Origin of the sequence: Janthinobacterium sp. PSRC1-1 (genome assembly GCF_049897525.1) — a bacterium.
In the GTDB taxonomy this organism is placed as follows: domain Bacteria; phylum Pseudomonadota; class Gammaproteobacteria; order Burkholderiales; family Burkholderiaceae_D; genus Janthinobacterium; species Janthinobacterium tructae.
On sequence record NZ_JAFCWK010000006.1, the window covers coordinates 231,780 to 246,373 of the forward strand.

The 14,594-nt window shown below is 65.2% G+C and carries 10 protein-coding genes; 7 read left to right on the forward strand and 3 right to left on the reverse strand.

Annotated features, from left to right (window positions below; all coding sequences use genetic code 11):
• The first annotated feature begins 62 nt into the window (after positions 1-62).
• On the forward strand, positions 63-1,259 hold the full coding sequence (locus ACP7DW_RS15440) for a serine hydrolase domain-containing protein (protein ID WP_226939519.1): 1,197 nt from the start codon (positions 63-65) through the stop codon (positions 1,257-1,259).
• Between the two features lie 106 nt (positions 1,260-1,365).
• The gene (locus ACP7DW_RS15445; protein WP_426055348.1) at positions 1,366-2,907 is read left to right on the forward strand and encodes a CHASE2 domain-containing protein; all 1,542 of its coding nucleotides are present in this window, start codon (positions 1,366-1,368) and stop codon (positions 2,905-2,907) included.
• Positions 2,908-3,081: 174 nt separating this feature from the next.
• On the opposite strand, the gene ACP7DW_RS15450 is transcribed toward ACP7DW_RS15445, so the two are convergent.
• The 3 genes from ACP7DW_RS15450 to ACP7DW_RS15460 are packed head-to-tail and all read right to left on the reverse strand — an operon-like array spanning position 3,082 to position 8,311.
• Positions 3,082-5,853 (reverse strand): Hsp70 family protein, encoded by a 2,772-nt coding sequence (locus tag ACP7DW_RS15450; RefSeq protein ID WP_426055347.1) that lies wholly within the window; start codon positions 5,851-5,853, stop codon positions 3,082-3,084.
• Between the two features lie 2 nt (positions 5,854-5,855).
• The gene (locus ACP7DW_RS15455; protein ID WP_426055346.1) at positions 5,856-7,727 is read right to left on the reverse strand and encodes an Hsp70 family protein; all 1,872 of its coding nucleotides are present in this window, start codon (positions 7,725-7,727) and stop codon (positions 5,856-5,858) included.
• Positions 7,724-8,311 carry a DUF2760 domain-containing protein gene (locus tag ACP7DW_RS15460; protein WP_298413617.1) on the reverse strand — a complete coding sequence of 196 codons (588 nt, stop codon included), beginning with the start codon at positions 8,309-8,311 and terminating at the stop codon, positions 7,724-7,726. The genes ACP7DW_RS15455 and ACP7DW_RS15460 overlap by 4 nt, the downstream gene beginning before the upstream one ends.
• A gap of 335 nt (positions 8,312-8,646) precedes the next feature.
• On the opposite strand from ACP7DW_RS15460, the gene ACP7DW_RS15465 reads away from it, so the two are divergent.
• From ACP7DW_RS15465 to urtD, 5 genes are all read left to right on the forward strand, one after another.
• The gene (locus ACP7DW_RS15465; protein WP_426055345.1) at positions 8,647-9,453 is read left to right on the forward strand and encodes a DUF4349 domain-containing protein; all 807 of its coding nucleotides are present in this window, start codon (positions 8,647-8,649) and stop codon (positions 9,451-9,453) included.
• A 188-nt stretch (positions 9,454-9,641) separates the two neighbouring features.
• Positions 9,642-10,892, forward strand: a complete 1,251-nt coding sequence (urtA, locus tag ACP7DW_RS15470; protein ID WP_426055344.1) for an urea ABC transporter substrate-binding protein — start codon at positions 9,642-9,644, stop codon at positions 10,890-10,892.
• 176 nt (positions 10,893-11,068) lie between these two features.
• Positions 11,069-12,655, forward strand: a complete 1,587-nt coding sequence (gene urtB, locus ACP7DW_RS15475) for an urea ABC transporter permease subunit UrtB (protein ID WP_426055343.1) — start codon at positions 11,069-11,071, stop codon at positions 12,653-12,655.
• Positions 12,652-13,767, forward strand: coding sequence for an urea ABC transporter permease subunit UrtC (urtC, locus tag ACP7DW_RS15480; protein ID WP_426055342.1), 1,116 nt, complete (start codon positions 12,652-12,654; stop codon positions 13,765-13,767). Before urtB ends, urtC begins: the two co-directional genes overlap by 4 nt.
• Positions 13,764-14,594 carry an urea ABC transporter ATP-binding protein UrtD gene (urtD, locus tag ACP7DW_RS15485; RefSeq protein WP_071076532.1) on the forward strand — a complete coding sequence of 277 codons (831 nt, stop codon included), beginning with the start codon at positions 13,764-13,766 and terminating at the stop codon, positions 14,592-14,594. The genes urtC and urtD overlap by 4 nt, the downstream gene beginning before the upstream one ends.

Sequence of the window (14,594 nt, forward strand, 5' to 3'; positions counted from 1 at the left end):
CGGACAAGGTAGCCGCCGCGCCGCTGTCGGCCGCCGCCAGCGATCCGGCCGCATTGCAATGGATGGTGGGCGCGCCGCCACCGCCCGATAAAATCATCCGCTTCGACGATGGCAGCTATTTCACGTTCCCGCAGTTGCGCTGGAGCGTGTCGCACTTCCGCCAGTTGATGCCGACGGTGAATGTGTCGCGCGGCCTGGGGGCGCCGCAGCCCCTGCAGCGCGCGCTGCGCAAGGATATCGACAGCCTGCGCTTCACGCCGCTGGGCAGCAAGGACAGCATGACCTGGGAGCAGTCGCTGGGCGCCAACTACACGGATGGCATCGTGGTGCTGCACCGCGGCCGCATCGTGTACGAACGTTATTTCGGCGTGCTGAAGGACAGCGGCCAGCATGGCGCCATGTCGGTGACGAAGTCCGTGATGGGCACCCTGGGTGCGGCGCTGGTGGCCGAAGGCAAGCTCGATCCGGACAAGCTGGTGGCCGACTACATCCCGGAACTGGCCAAGTCGGCGTTTGGCGACGCCACCGTGCGCCAGGTGCTCGACATGACCACGGGGCTGAAATTCAGCGAAGACTACGCCGACCCGAAGGCGGAGGTGTGGCAGCACGCGGCGGCCGGCAATCCGCTGCCCAAGCCCAAGGATTACACGGGGCCGCGCAGCTATTTCGAGTACCTGCAGACGGTGCAGCACCAGGGCAGGCATGGCGAGGCGTTCGGCTACCGCACGGTCAATGCCGACGTGCTGGGCTGGCTCATCGCCCGGGTCACGGGACAGAACGTCAACGAGTATCTGTCCGAGCACGTCTGGCGCAAGCTGGGCGCCGAGCAGGATGCCTACATGTCGGACGATTCGACGGGCACGCCGTTTGCCGGCGGCGGCTTGAGCGCGGGCTTGCGCGACCTGGCCCGCTTTGGCGAGATGCTGCGCAACGACGGCCGCTACAACGGCCAGCAGATCATTCCGAAGGCGGCGGTCGCGGACATCCGCCGCGGCGGCGACAAGCAGCTGTTCGCCAAGGGCGGCTACGATTTGCTCAAGGGCTGGAGCTACCGCGACATGTGGTGGGTCACGCATAACGACCATGGCGCCTACATGGCGCGCGGCGTGTACGGCCAGCGCATCTATGTCGATCCGAAGGCGGAAATGGTGATCGTGCGTTTTGCGTCCACGCCGACGGCGGCCAATGCGGCGAACGACCCGACCACCACGCCGGCCTTCGAGGCGCTGGGCAAGCTGCTGCTGGCCAAGCCGAAGTAGGCTGCCAGCCGTGCGGCGGACTGGGCATAACTACAATATACTGTCCTTCCGTCATCACTTGTTGCTTAAGTGATAATTTATTCGCCGCACGCAAGGAGTACGCCCAGTGGAAACCAGCCAGCCAGATCAACCGCGCCCGCCGCTCTGGCGGCGCCTGCTGTGGCCAATCGTCCAGCTGGGCTCGGCCTTCAAGCTGACCGGCACGCATCTGCTGCACCACGTGATCGGCGCCAGCCTGATCGCCGCGCTGATGCTGGTGCTGGAAGGTTTTCACGTGCTCGAATGGCTCGATGCGGCCATGCTGCGCGCCAGCGCGGAACAGGGGCAGCTGCTGGAGCGGGGCAAGGACCCGGGCGCCGCCTACCGGCCCGGCATCATCGAAATCGACCAGCCAGCGTTCGAACAGGTCTTCGACGAGCGTGAACCGTTGGAGCGCACGCGCCTGGAGCAATTGCTCGCCAGCGCCGCCGCGCGCGGCAGCAAGGTCTTGGCCATCGACCTGGACCTGGCGCCAGCCGTGTATGAACAGCACCAGGCGGGCGAACGGCCGCTGGACCGCCTGCTCGACCAGTTGGCCGCCGATGGCCGGCAACTGGTGCTGATCCTGCCCGAACAATCGGACCGGAATGCGAACCTGCCGTGGATACGCGCGCGCTGCGCGGCCGGCATTCACTTCGCCAGCCCGCGGATCCGCGAGCGCATGGGCGCCGTCACGCGCATCGAGCTGAAAAGCCCCGTGCTGGCGGCCGTGGCCTTCGAACTGGCGCATGGCGCCGATGAACAGGAACAGCAGCAACCGATGCCGGCCGTCTTGTCCGAGCAAAAGCAAGGGCTGGCGCTGGCCGGCCGCGTGTGCCAGCTGGCGCGGCGCACGGGCAGCGAAAAGGAATTGGCGCGCTGGGCGTTCGAGCCCGTCATCCACGGCGACGCCAAGGCGGCGTCCGAACAGAACGCCGTCACCGCGCCGTTTCACCCGGCCGCCGTGGCACCCCAGTTCCTGAACCCCACGCGCACGCGCGTCCAACTGATCGATGGCCAGGCCGGCGTGGCGGCGAATGCACTACGCAAGAACGTCGTGTATATCGGCAGCACCTATGATGTGCGCGACCGCTATACGACGGCCGAAGGCGAGCAGGCCAGCCTGCACCTGCACGCGGCGGCCCACACCTCGCTGGGCATCGGCACGGCCGACGTCAACAAATATGCGGTATTCGTGGCCGATATCGTCATCGGCGTGCTGCTGGGCTGCCTGTTCGGCGGCCTGTGGACCCTGTACGGCCGCGCCGAACTGGCCATCGACAAGCGCATGGAAGACCACGATTTCAGCCGCCTGCACCGCCTGGGTACCCTGTTCGAATTCTATGGCATCCGCCTGATGCTGGCGCTGGTGTGGGCTTCGCCGTTCGTCATCGGCGCGCTGGCCATCTACCTGTCGCGCGGCTTGCTCGAACAGGGCTGGTGGGTCAATCCCGGCCCCCTGATCGCCGGCATGTTCCTGCACGCGATGTCGCTGCGCGACGAAGCCCACCATCCGCACGAGGAAGTCGCTGGTCTGTCCGTGTGGGCCCAGCTGCGCCGCACGCACCCCGGCATCGTGCTGGTGCAGGCGCCGCTGGCGGTGGTGCTGTTGATCATCGCCGTGATTTAGCGCAGGGCGGCGTGCCGCAATGGCCTGGGTATGGCTGGCCGATAGTTTGCCGCGGTATTGCGGCGCGCGCAGCGAAGGGTAGGTCGGATCAGGCCGCAGGCCGTCATCCGACAACATTGTTGGCGATGCCTGTCGGATTACGCTACGCTAATCCGACCTACGTGACCCATGGTTTCAGCCGATCAGTTTCAAGCCCGGCGGCAGCGCCTCGCCCAGCATGCGTTTCGTGTTCGTTTCGTCCAGTTGCGTCACTTCGCTGACCATCGCCTGCCACAGGGGCGGGGCGCCCACGGCTTTCAGGCGGGCCAGGATGGTGGATCGCAGCTCGTCGGCGATGTCGCGCGAGCGGTCGCCCGTCATGCGCGCCAGGTGGGTGGCGGCAAACGCTGCCGGCTCCACCTTTTTCCAGTCCAGCGCCAGCAGCATGGTGAGCCATTCGGCCACGGTGGCGCTGTCGACCACTTCGTGCGCGCTGCCGTGGAAGGGCTGGCGCGCGCCGACCCTGGCCAGCGCCCACAGGGTATTCGTATCCGCCGCTTCGCTATCAGCCTTCTGCAGACGCTTGATCAGCCAGGCGCCCACTTCGGCCTTGTAGGCGCCGGGGATGCGCTCGAGCGAGGCGCCCAGGCGCAGCATGTCGTCGTCGCTGCCGTTCACCAGGGTCACGGGGCGGCTGCCGCGCTGGGCCGCATCGGCTTGCAGGTTGAAGGCGAAGTCGTCGAGCAGCCGCAATTGCTGCTGCGTGCTCAAGCCGCCGGCGACCCGGCGCCACAGGGTCCACCATTCGGCGCAGACCTGGTTGTCCTTGTGATGCTGGATGCCCGTGTCGAACAGGGCCCACAGCTGTTCGATGCGCCACGGGTCGAGCGCGTCGCCATAGCCGGGACGCAAACAGTAGCCTGCCAGGTTCAGCCAGACACGTTCGTGCTCGGCGGAGCGGCGCCGGCCACGCGCGCGTTGTAGCAAGGCGTCGAACAGCTGGCGCAGCAGCGGCGTGTCCCAGCTTTCGCGTCCGCCCAGCCCCCGTTCCAGGTGCTGGCGCAGCTGGCGCACTTCTTTGGCGTCGACCTTTTGCGCCTTGCCGCCGAAGATGCGCTCGATTTTTTCGATGGCTTCCTTCACGCGCGGCGAGGCAGTGGACGTTACGGCGTGGTTTTCCTCATCGCCCCGTAGCTGGAATTCCAGCAGCCAGCGCTGGCCGGCATCGGCTTCGGCCACGCAGTGCACTTCCAGCGTGCCCACTTCCGTCATGACGGTGGCCAGCTGCACGGTGATGTCGCGCTTGTCGCTGGCATCCTGTTTATCATGCAGCACGCTGGCCAGCGGCGGCAGGCGCAGGTATTCGCCGGCATCGAGGTCGACGAGCTCGCCCAGCTTGGGCGGCGTGCCCGCCTCAAAGAGGGAAGTGGCCAGGTGAAAGCGCACGGGCCGGCCCAGGCGCAGCGCGAACAGGCGCTCCGTCAGGCGGATTTCTTCGCCGCTGGCGCTGCCACGGGGCAGGATACAGACGGCGCGGTTGTCTTTGCCCGCTTCGCCCAGCACGAGAAAATAGCTGCGCGGCGAGCCGCCGCCGATGCGCGGCGCCTGGCCACGCCGGGCCAGCGCGTAGGCGACGGCGCCACGCGCCACGGCCACGTCGGGATTATCGTTGTGCAGGATGGTCAGGGGCTGACCCCTCCAGTGTTCCAGGGTGGCGGCCAGGCGGCGCGCCAATGCGTCGGCGCGGAACACGCCGCCGTTCAGCAGCAGGGTGTCGGGCAGCGCGCCCTGTTGCTGGTGCAAAAAGCTGGCCAGGTGGCGGGTGATGGCCGCGTCCTGCGCATACGGCAGGCCGAATTCGACGATGCCGGCGCGGCTTTTTTTCGCCGTCTCGCTCAGTTCCACCTTCGGGAAGAAGCCATCGACCACCAGGGCCGCCACTTCCTCGCGCGTGACGTCGGCGGAACGGCTGGCGCCGATCAGGCGCGATCCCGCGCCCAATAACGTCACGGTGGCGCTCTCGGGCGCGTCGTTCGACAGCAGCAATTCCTTGGCGGCGCGGCAGCGCTCCATCAGCTGCGACAATCGCGCGGCGGACAGCTTCATGCCACCTTCGACGCCTGCCGCCATGCGCGTTTCCACCAGGTGGGCCAGCGCCAGGTCCATATTGTCGCCGCCGAGTATCAAATGGTTGCCCACGCTGCTGCGCGTGAGCTGTGGTTCGCCATCGTCGTCGAAGGCCACGTCGATCAGGCTGAAATCGGTGGTGCCGCCGCCCACGTCGCACACTAAAATGCGGCGCGTGTTGGCCAGGTCGTCGCGCAGGGTGGCGCGCCGGCGCTGCAGATAATCATAAAAGGCCGCCTGCGGTTCTTCCACCAGACGCAAGGTGGGCAGACCCGCCAGGCGCGCCGCCTCCAGTGTGAGTGCGCGCGCACCCTCGTCGAACGAGGCGGGGATGGTCAGCACCAGTTCCTGGTTTTCGAGGAGAGCCTGCGGGAAGCGGTGATTCCAGGCTGCGCGCACATACGCGAGATAGCTGGCGCTGGCCGCCACGGGCGATACCTTGGCCACGTCGGCATCGGCGCCCCACGGCAAAATCGGCGCCTGGCGGTCCACGTTCGCATGCGACAGCCAGCTCTTCGCGCTGGAAACGAGGCGGCCCGGTACTTGCGCGCCGAGCTGGCGCGCCAGGGCGCCCAGCACGGGGTGTTGCGCGCTGGTGACATCGTCCTGTGGCCACGGCAGCGTCAAGTCGCCCGCCGCCAGCTCGCCGGGGGCAGGGTGGTAACGCACGGAAGGCAGCAGGGGGCATGCGCCCACTTCGCCGGGAGCGAGCAGCTGCTCGATGGCGAACAGCTGGATTGACGCCTGCGCATCGGCCGCATTGGCATAGGCGACCACCGTGTTGGTGGTGCCCAGGTCGATGCCGACCAGGAAGGCCGGCTTGCCCGCAGCGCTGCGCATGCTTATGGCTGCGGCGTGCCGCGCACGTCGAATTCCACCTTCCAGCGCTCGGCGCCGTCAGGGGAAACGGCCAGCAGTTCCAGCGTGCCCGCTTCCGTGACTCTGGCGTGCAGTTTGACTTGCACCACGTCGCCGGCCGAGCGGCCTTCGGCGGACAGCGTCGCCTGGATTTCGCTCAGCTCCTGCAATTCATCGGGACCCCAGAAGTCGAGCAAGTCGCCGATCTGGTCATTGCGGCGCGTGGACGAGGCGAAGAAGCGGAAGTGCACGGGTTCACCGACAACCAGGCCGAATTGCTGGCCTGGCAGTTCCAGTTCGCTGCCTTCTTCCATGCCGAACGGCGCCACGCACAGGGCCTGGATAGGCGGTTCCATGCCGGGGATGGCCGGCATGGCCGATTCGATGGCGACGTAGAAGGCGCTGGCCGTGCCGCCGCGAATGCGCACGCCATGGCCGCGCCGCACGTAGCTGTAGTAGGCGGCGCCGCGCGCCACGGCCAGGTCCAGGTCGGCCCCGGCCAGCATGCGCGCCGGTTCCGCGCCTTCCAGGTACAGCCAGTCATTGACGGTGGCCATGATGCGCTGCACCAGCAAGTCCGACTTGAAGACGCCGCCGTTGAACAGCACGGCCGTCGGGTGCAAGAAACTGGCGTCTTGTGACTGGCGGCCCGCGAAGCCTTCCAGTTCGCTGGTGGCCGCCACTTGCCGGCCCAAAAACGCGGCCAGATGGCGCGTGATGGCCGCGTCCTGCGCATACGGCAAGCCCAGTTGCGTCAGGCCGGCGCGCGTGCGCACGGCGGGGCGGCTCGATGCTTCCACTTGCGGGAAGAAGCCGTCGAGAATGAAGGTGGACACTTCGGCGCGCGTCAGTTCCGTGCGGATGGAGCCGCCGATCAGTTTCGAGCCGCGGCTCGGCACGACGATCGGTGCCACATCGAGGCCGCTGTCGGCCAGCAGGCTTTCCTTGGCGCTGCGGCAGCCGTAAGTGAGTGCGCGCATTTGCCAGGCGTCCAGCTGGGTGCCGTTGGCGGCCAGCTTGCGTGCCACCAGGTGGGCCAGCGCCAGGTCCATATTGTCGCCGCCGAGCAGGATGTGTTCACCGACGGCCACGCGGTGCGGTTCCAGCACGCCGTCGCGTTCGAGCACGGCGATCAGCGAAAAGTCGCTGGTGCCGCCGCCCACGTCGACCACTAAAATGATGTCGCCCGGCTTGACTTCCTTGCGCCAGCGGCCTTCGCTGGTCTGGATCCAGCTGTACAGGGCCGCTTGCGGCTCTTCCAGCAAGGTCAGCGAAGTGTAGCCGGCCGCCTGCGCCGCTTCCATCGTCAGCTCGCGCGCGGCCGGATCGAACGAGGCGGGTATCGTCACCGTGATTTCCTGCTGCGCGAACGGCGCTTGCGGGTGGGCGTGATCCCAGGCCTGGCGCAAGTGCGTCAGGTAGCGCGTGGCGGCCGTGATCGGCGAAATGCGCGCCACCTCAAGCGGCGCATCGTTGGGTAAAATCGCCGCGCGGCGATCGACGCCAGGGTGGCACAGCCAGCTTTTCGCGCTCGAGACCAGACGGATCGGCGTGGTGGCGCCGCGGCTGCGGGCCATCTCGCCCACGACGAACGGCGCTTCGGCTTCCTCGGTGACCCAGGGCAGGGCCAGGTCGCCCGCCGCCACTTCATCGGCGTGCGGCAGGTAGACGAACGAGGGCAGCAGTGCAAGGTCTTCGACCGTGCCCGGTGCCGACAGCTGCGGCACTTTCAGCACGCCGTGGCTGGACTTTTCGCCATCGCTCTCGACCAGGTTCACATAGGACAAGGCGCTGTGGGTGGTGCCCAGGTCGATGCCGATGGCGTAGCGCGGGGTCGGGTTGACGATATCGCTCACAGTTCCACCTCGGCCGGGGCCAGGATGGCGGCGTCGTGCTGTCCGCTCAGTTTCGGCAGGCGCACGCTGGCGGCGCGCCAGCCACGGTGGCTCAGGGTGCCCGTGAATGGCGCCGAGCCGACCACGTTGCCCGTCAGGCGAACTTGCGCGGAATCAAAACCTTCCTGCAGCACGATGCGGCTGCCCTCGGCTTCCTGGCGCACAGCCTCGATGGTGAAGTATTCGCGCATGACCTTGGCGCAGCCTTCGTGCACCACGCGGGCGGCCGCGCCGATGTCGGCATCGGCATGGCTGCCCAGGTTTTCCTGGGTGAAGTCGATCAGGCGTGCTTCGCGTTGCAGCAGCGCCAGCAGTTGCAGGGCGGCGTCCGGCGTGGCTTCTTTTAATATGACGGGCGCGGCGGCCGGCGTCGGCACGGGGGCTGGCGCAGGAGCAGGCGCCACGGGAGCGACGGGCGCCGCCTCGGGCAAGGACAGTTTTTCCACGCGGGCCGCATAGGCGGCGTCCGACAGGGTGCTGAAGAAGGCGCCGAAAGCCAGCGGGACGCGGCGCCAGAACGATGGGTGGGACGATGGTGTGCTCATAGGAACTCGTTTCTCTGATCTGTAGGGTGGCGTCGGCGGCGGGGGCCGCTTCGCAGGGTAGTGCATGTGCCAGGCCGACAGGGCCGGCTGCGTTTGCCCGCATGATACCAGCTACCGGGCCGCCGCCAAAGCCGCAGCGGCCGCTCACTGCGGGGAACAGGCCGCATTTTTATTGCGCTGGCGCAGAAGAACAGCGGATAGGCCTGTCTTTCGACTAAAATCGCCCCTTGTTTTTTCCTCATGACTTTTATGTGGCAATAAACTTGGCATGCGCAAGGCCACGCTTCACGCTTAACTAACAAGATAACAAGATAACAAGATAACAAGAGGAATCCATGAACACCCGTTTATACACAGGCATGCGGCTGCTGGCAGTGGCCGGCATGATCGTGCTGGCCGGTTGCGGTGGCAAGGGCGAGAGCGGCGGGCAATCCAGCGCCGCGCGTCTCGATGGCAAGGAAAAAGGCAGCGAGTTTCTTGCCTATGAACACAATGTCAGCGTCGATACGCACGAGGCGCAAGTGCGCCCCCTGTATGAACAAGTGGTCGCCGCCTGCAAGGCCGACACGGAAAACGGCTGCTTGCTGCGCGATTCCAGCGTCGACAGCGGACGTTACGTGCACGCGCGCATCAGCATGCGCGCCAAGCCGGCTGGCATCAAGAAGCTCGTGGCGCTGGTCGCGGCCGGCGGCGACGTCACGAGCCAGGGCACCAAGGTGGAAGACCTGGGGCGTCCCGTGCTCGACAGCAAGAAACGCCTGGAGATGCTCAAGCAATACCAGGCGCAGTTGCAGGACCTGGAAAAACGCTCGGGCACGAACGTCGACGCGCTGATCAAGGTGAGCAAGGAACTGGCCACCGTGCAGGTGGAACTGGAGCAGGCGACGGCGGCCAATGCGCTGTTGATGCAGCGCATCGACACGGACTTGCTGAATGTGGCCATCAGCGCCGAAGGCAAGCAATCGTTCTGGCGTCCCGTCAAGCGGGCGCTGGGCAATTTCACGGAAAACCTGTCGGAAGGCGTGGCCAACGCCATCACGGCCATGGCGTATATCCTGCCGTGGCTGGTCGCGTTCGTGCTGCTGTTCCCGCTGGGACGCAAGGGCTGGCGCCGCCTGCGTGGCACGCCGCGCAAGATGTAACGCCTGCCGCGCACCGTTTTACGGCAATTTGAAACCTGGCTGCACAGTCCTTGTGCAGCCAGGTTTTTTTTCGTGCGATGCTGGCCGCGTGCACCATGGCGGATGCCTGCCGGCGCTGGCATGCATTCTGCTTTAACAACATCGTATGCCCAGTCCGTCCCCCCCACGAATACATCACAGGAGTCTCCATGTCACGACGCATCATCCTGAAAGCGGCCGCCGCCGCATTCGCCCTGGTCACGTCCACCACCATGCAGGCCGCCCTGGCCGCCGACACCATCAAGGTGGGCATCTTGCACTCCCTGTCGGGCACCATGGCCATTTCCGAAACGTCGCTCAAGGATGTGGCGCTGATGACGATCGCCGAGATCAATGCCAAGGGCGGTGTGTTGGGCAAGAAGCTGGAAGCCGTCGTCGTCGACCCCGCGTCGAACTGGCCCTTGTTCGCGGAAAAAGCGCGCCAGCTGGTGGCGCAGGATAAAGTCGCTGTCGTGTTTGGCTGCTGGACGTCCGTGTCGCGCAAGTCGGTTTTACCCGTCTTCAAGGAACTCAACAGCCTGCTGTTTTACCCGGTGCAATACGAAGGCGAGGAGCTGGAAAAGAATGTGTTTTATACGGGCGCCGCGCCGAACCAGCAGGCGATCCCGGCTGTGGAATACCTGATGAGCAAGGATGGCGGCGGCGCCAAACGCTTCGTGCTGCTGGGCACGGACTATGTGTATCCGCGCACCACCAACAAGATCTTGCGCGCCTTCCTGAAAAGCAAAGGGGTCAAGGATAGCGATATCAGCGAGGTCTACACGCCGTTCGGCCATGCCGACTATCAAACCATCGTCGCCAACATCAAGAAGTTTTCCACGGGCGGCAAGACGGCCGTCATTTCCACCATCAATGGCGATTCGAACGTGCCGTTCTACAAGGAGCTGGGCAATGCGGGCTTGAAAGCCACGGACGTGCCCGTCGTCGCGTTTTCCGTGGGCGAGGAAGAGCTGCGCGGCATCGATACCAAGCCGCTGCTCGGGCACCTGGCGGCGTGGAATTACTTTGAATCCGTCAAGAACCCCGTGAATACAGCCTTCATCAAGCAGTGGAAGGCGTATGCGGTGGCGCAAAAGTTGCCGAACGCGGGTTCGGTCGTGACGAACGACCCGATGGAAGCGACCTATGTGGGCATCCACATGTGGGCGCAAGCCGTGGAAAAAGCCAAGTCGACGGATACGGACAAGGTGATCGCCGCCATGGCCGGCCAAAGCGTCAAGGCGCCATCGGGCTTCACGCTGACCATGGATGCGACGAATCACCATCTGCACAAGCCTGTGATGATCGGCGAGATCAAGGCCGATGGGCAATTCAATGTCGTGTGGAAAACCAAGGAGCCGATACGCGCCCAGCCGTGGAGCCCGTTTATCAAGGGTAATGAGGGCAAGCAGAAGTTGTAGGAGCTTGCGCGTCGAATCGTCATCGCAACCCCAGGCAAAGAGCTGGGGTCAGTAGCCTCGCGATCGGAATGCGGCCCCATTGGGGCGCATTCCCCCGGCGGGTCTGACCCCTGTCCTTGTCTTTGGGGGAAGGATACTTATCAAGACCTCGGCTTTACTACATGGAATCCATGCGCATGCAGATCCTCCCCAAACTGCTGGTCCTTGCCTGCCTGTTTTTAGTATCGTTGGCGCAGGCCGCCATCCCTCCCGAGCTGCTGAAACCGCTGTCCGGCGACGACCCCGATGCCCGCGTTGCGGCCGTCGCGCAGATTGCCGCCATGGCCACGCCCGAGGCCGCCCGTGTGCTGCAAGCCTTGCAGGACGACGCCTTGTATGCCGCGCCCGATGGCAAGGTGTATGTCGTCGACGGCGAGCAGGCGTACGACCCGGCAAGCGGCCAGAATGTGCCGCTGCCCGACGGCATCGATGGCGTGATGGTCAACAACCGCTTGCGCGCGGCCGTGGCGGGCGCCTTGTCGGGCTTGCAGTTGCTGGCGCCGGAGCGCAGCGCCCGGTTGGCGGCCGCGCAAGCCTTGCAAAAGGCCGTCGATCCCGCGCAGCTGCCCCTGATCCGCACGGCGCTGGCACGGGAAAACGATGCTGACATTAAACAGCTATTGCAGGTGCTGATCGCCAGCGCCAACCTGCATGCGCCCGACGCCTCCACGCGCAAGGCCGCCGTGCAGGCGCTGGCCGGCAGCAGCGATGCGCGCCTGCTGCCCGTGCTGCAAGCCATGCTGGAAAAGGATGGCGAGCCCGACGAGTCTGTGCAGCTGGCCGCCATCGAGACCATGCGCCAGATCAAGGGACGGGTGTCACGCATGGAGTTCGCCGGCAATGTGTTCTACGGCATTTCCCTGGGCAGCGTACTGCTGCTGGCGGCACTGGGCCTGGCCATCACCTTCGGCTTGATGGGCATCATCAACATGGCACATGGCGAATTGCTGATGATCGGCGCTTACACGACGTATCTGTGCCAGCTGTTTTTCCGCAGCTACTTGCCGGCCATGCAGGACTGGTATTTGCTGGCCGCCTTGCCGGCCGCCTTTGTTGTTGCCGGCCTGGTGGGCGTGGCGCTTGAGCGCACGGTGATCCGCTGGCTGTATGGCCGGCCGCTGGAAACCCTGCTGGCCACCTGGGGCATCAGCCTGATTCTGATGCAGCTTGTCCGCACCATCTTCGGCGCGCAAAACGTGGAGGTGGCCAACCCGGCCTGGATGTCGGGCGGCGTGACCGTGCTGGGCGGCCTCGTGTTGCCGTACAACCGGCTGGCCATCATCGTCTTCGCCGTCATCGTCGTGGTGGCCGTGTGGCTGATCCTCAACAAGACACGGTTGGGCCTGTTCGTGCGGGCCGTCACGCAAAACCGCCGCATGGCCGATTGCGTGGGCGTGGCCACGGGCAAGGTCGACATGCTGACCTTCGGCCTCGGTTCCGGCATCGCGGGTCTGGGCGGCGTGGCCCTGTCGCAGCTGGGCAATGTGGGGCCGGACCTGGGCCAAAGCTACATCGTCGACTCCTTCATGGTGGTGGTGCTGGGCGGCGTGGGCCAGCTGGCCGGCACCGTGATCGCCGCGCTGGGCCTGGGCGAAGTCAACAAATTCCTCGAACCGGTGGCCGGCGCCGTGCTGGCGAAGATCGCCATTCTCGTGTTCATCATCATTTTCATCCAGCGCCGGCCGCAGGGCCTGTTTGCCATGAAGGGACGCAGCGTCGAATGACTACCTCCTATCCGATAAAGCAGGGCCTGTTCACGCGGCCCGTCTGGCTGGCGATTGCCGCATGCACGGTGCTGGCGGCGCTGTTGCCGATTTTTAACCTGGCGTTTGCCGAAGGGCATGCCTTGCATGTGTCCGCCTACGCGGTGGCGCTGGTGGGCAAGTTCATGTGCTATGCGCTGGCCGCGCTGGCGCTGGACCTCGTCTGGGGTTACACGGGCATCCTGTCGCTGGGCCATGGCGTGTTCTTTGCGCTGGGCGCGTATGCGCACGGCATGTATCTGATGCGCGCCATCGGCGACCAGGGTCAGTACCACAGCAGCTTGCCCGACTTCATGGTCTTTCTCGACTGGAAGACTTACCCCTGGTACTGGGCCTTCACGGAACACTTCTGGTATTGCATGGCCCTCGTCGTGCTGGTGCCAGGCGTGCTGGCTTTTGTCTTCGGTTACTTTGCCTTTCGCTCGCGCATCAAGGGCGTGTATTTTTCCATCATCACGCAAGCGATGACGTATGCCTTCATGCTCTTGTTTTTCCGCAATGACACCGGCTTTGGCGGCAACAACGGTTTCACGGATTTCAAGACCATTCTTGGCCACAGCATCACGGCGCCCGCCACCCGGGCCGTGCTGTTCCTGCTGACGCTCACCTTCCTGCTGGCAGCGCTGGTCGGTGCGCGCGCCATCGTGCGCTCGAAGCTGGGCCGGGTGCTGCAGGGCGTGCGCGACAGCGAGGCGCGCTTGATGTTCCTCGGCTACAACCCGCTATGGTTCAAGCTGTTCGTCTGGACCTTGTCGGCCGTGCTGTGCGGCATCGCGGGCGCCCTGTACGTGCCGCAGGTGGGCATCATCAACCCGTCCGAGATGTCGCCGGCCAATTCCATCGAAATGGTCGTGTGGGTGGCCGTTGGCGGGCGCGGCACCTTGCTTGGCCCGATTTTGGGCGCCTTCACCGTGAACGGCTTGAAAAGCTGGTTCACGGCCGCCTTGCCGGAACTGTGGCTGTTCGCGCTGGGCCTGCTGTTCATCGGCGTCACCCTGTTCATGCAGCAAGGCATGCTGGGCGTGTTGAGCAAGCTCAAACGCAAGCCCGTCGTGGCAGAGGAGGCCGCATGAGCATCCGCATGTTGCCCGGCATGGCCAGCGCCGAAGCTGGCCCCACGTATTCGCGCGTGAAAGGCGAGGGTGTCGACACCACGCACGGCGCCATTTTGTACCTGGAAGACATCAGCGTGTCGTTTGACGGCTTCAAGGCCATCAACAAGCTGAGCCTCGATATTTCCGTGGGCGAATTGCGCTGCATCATCGGCCCGAACGGGGCGGGCAAGACGACGATGATGGATGTGATCACGGGCAAGACGCGGCCCACGTCCGGCACGGCCTGGTTCGGCCAGACCATGAATCTGGCCACGATGACGGAAGCGCAGATCGCCCACGCGGGCATCGGCCGCAAGTTCCAGCGTCCCACCGTGTTCGAGCAACACACGGTGTTCGATAACCTGGAGCTGGCCATGAAGATGGACAAGCGTGTGGCGCCCACCCTGTTTGCCCGCTTGAGCTCGGAGCAGGCGGGCAGGATCGAAGCGATCTTGCGGTTGATCCGTCTCAACGGCCATGAGGCGCGGCCGGCCGGCTTGCTGTCGCACGGGCAAAAGCAGTGGCTGGAAATCGGCATGCTCCTGATGCAGGAGCCGCAGCTGATCCTGCTGGACGAACCGGTGGCCGGCATGTCGGACGCGGAAACGGCGCGCACGGCGGAATTGCTCAATGAATTGCGCGGCAAACATTCGATCATGGTGGTCGAGCACGACATGGGTTTCGTCACGGACATTGCCCAGCAAGGCATCGTCACCGTGCTGCATGAAGGTGCCGTGCTGGCGCAGGGTCGCATGGACGAAGTGCAAGCCGACGAGCGGGTCATCGAAGTCTATCTGGGGAGGTAA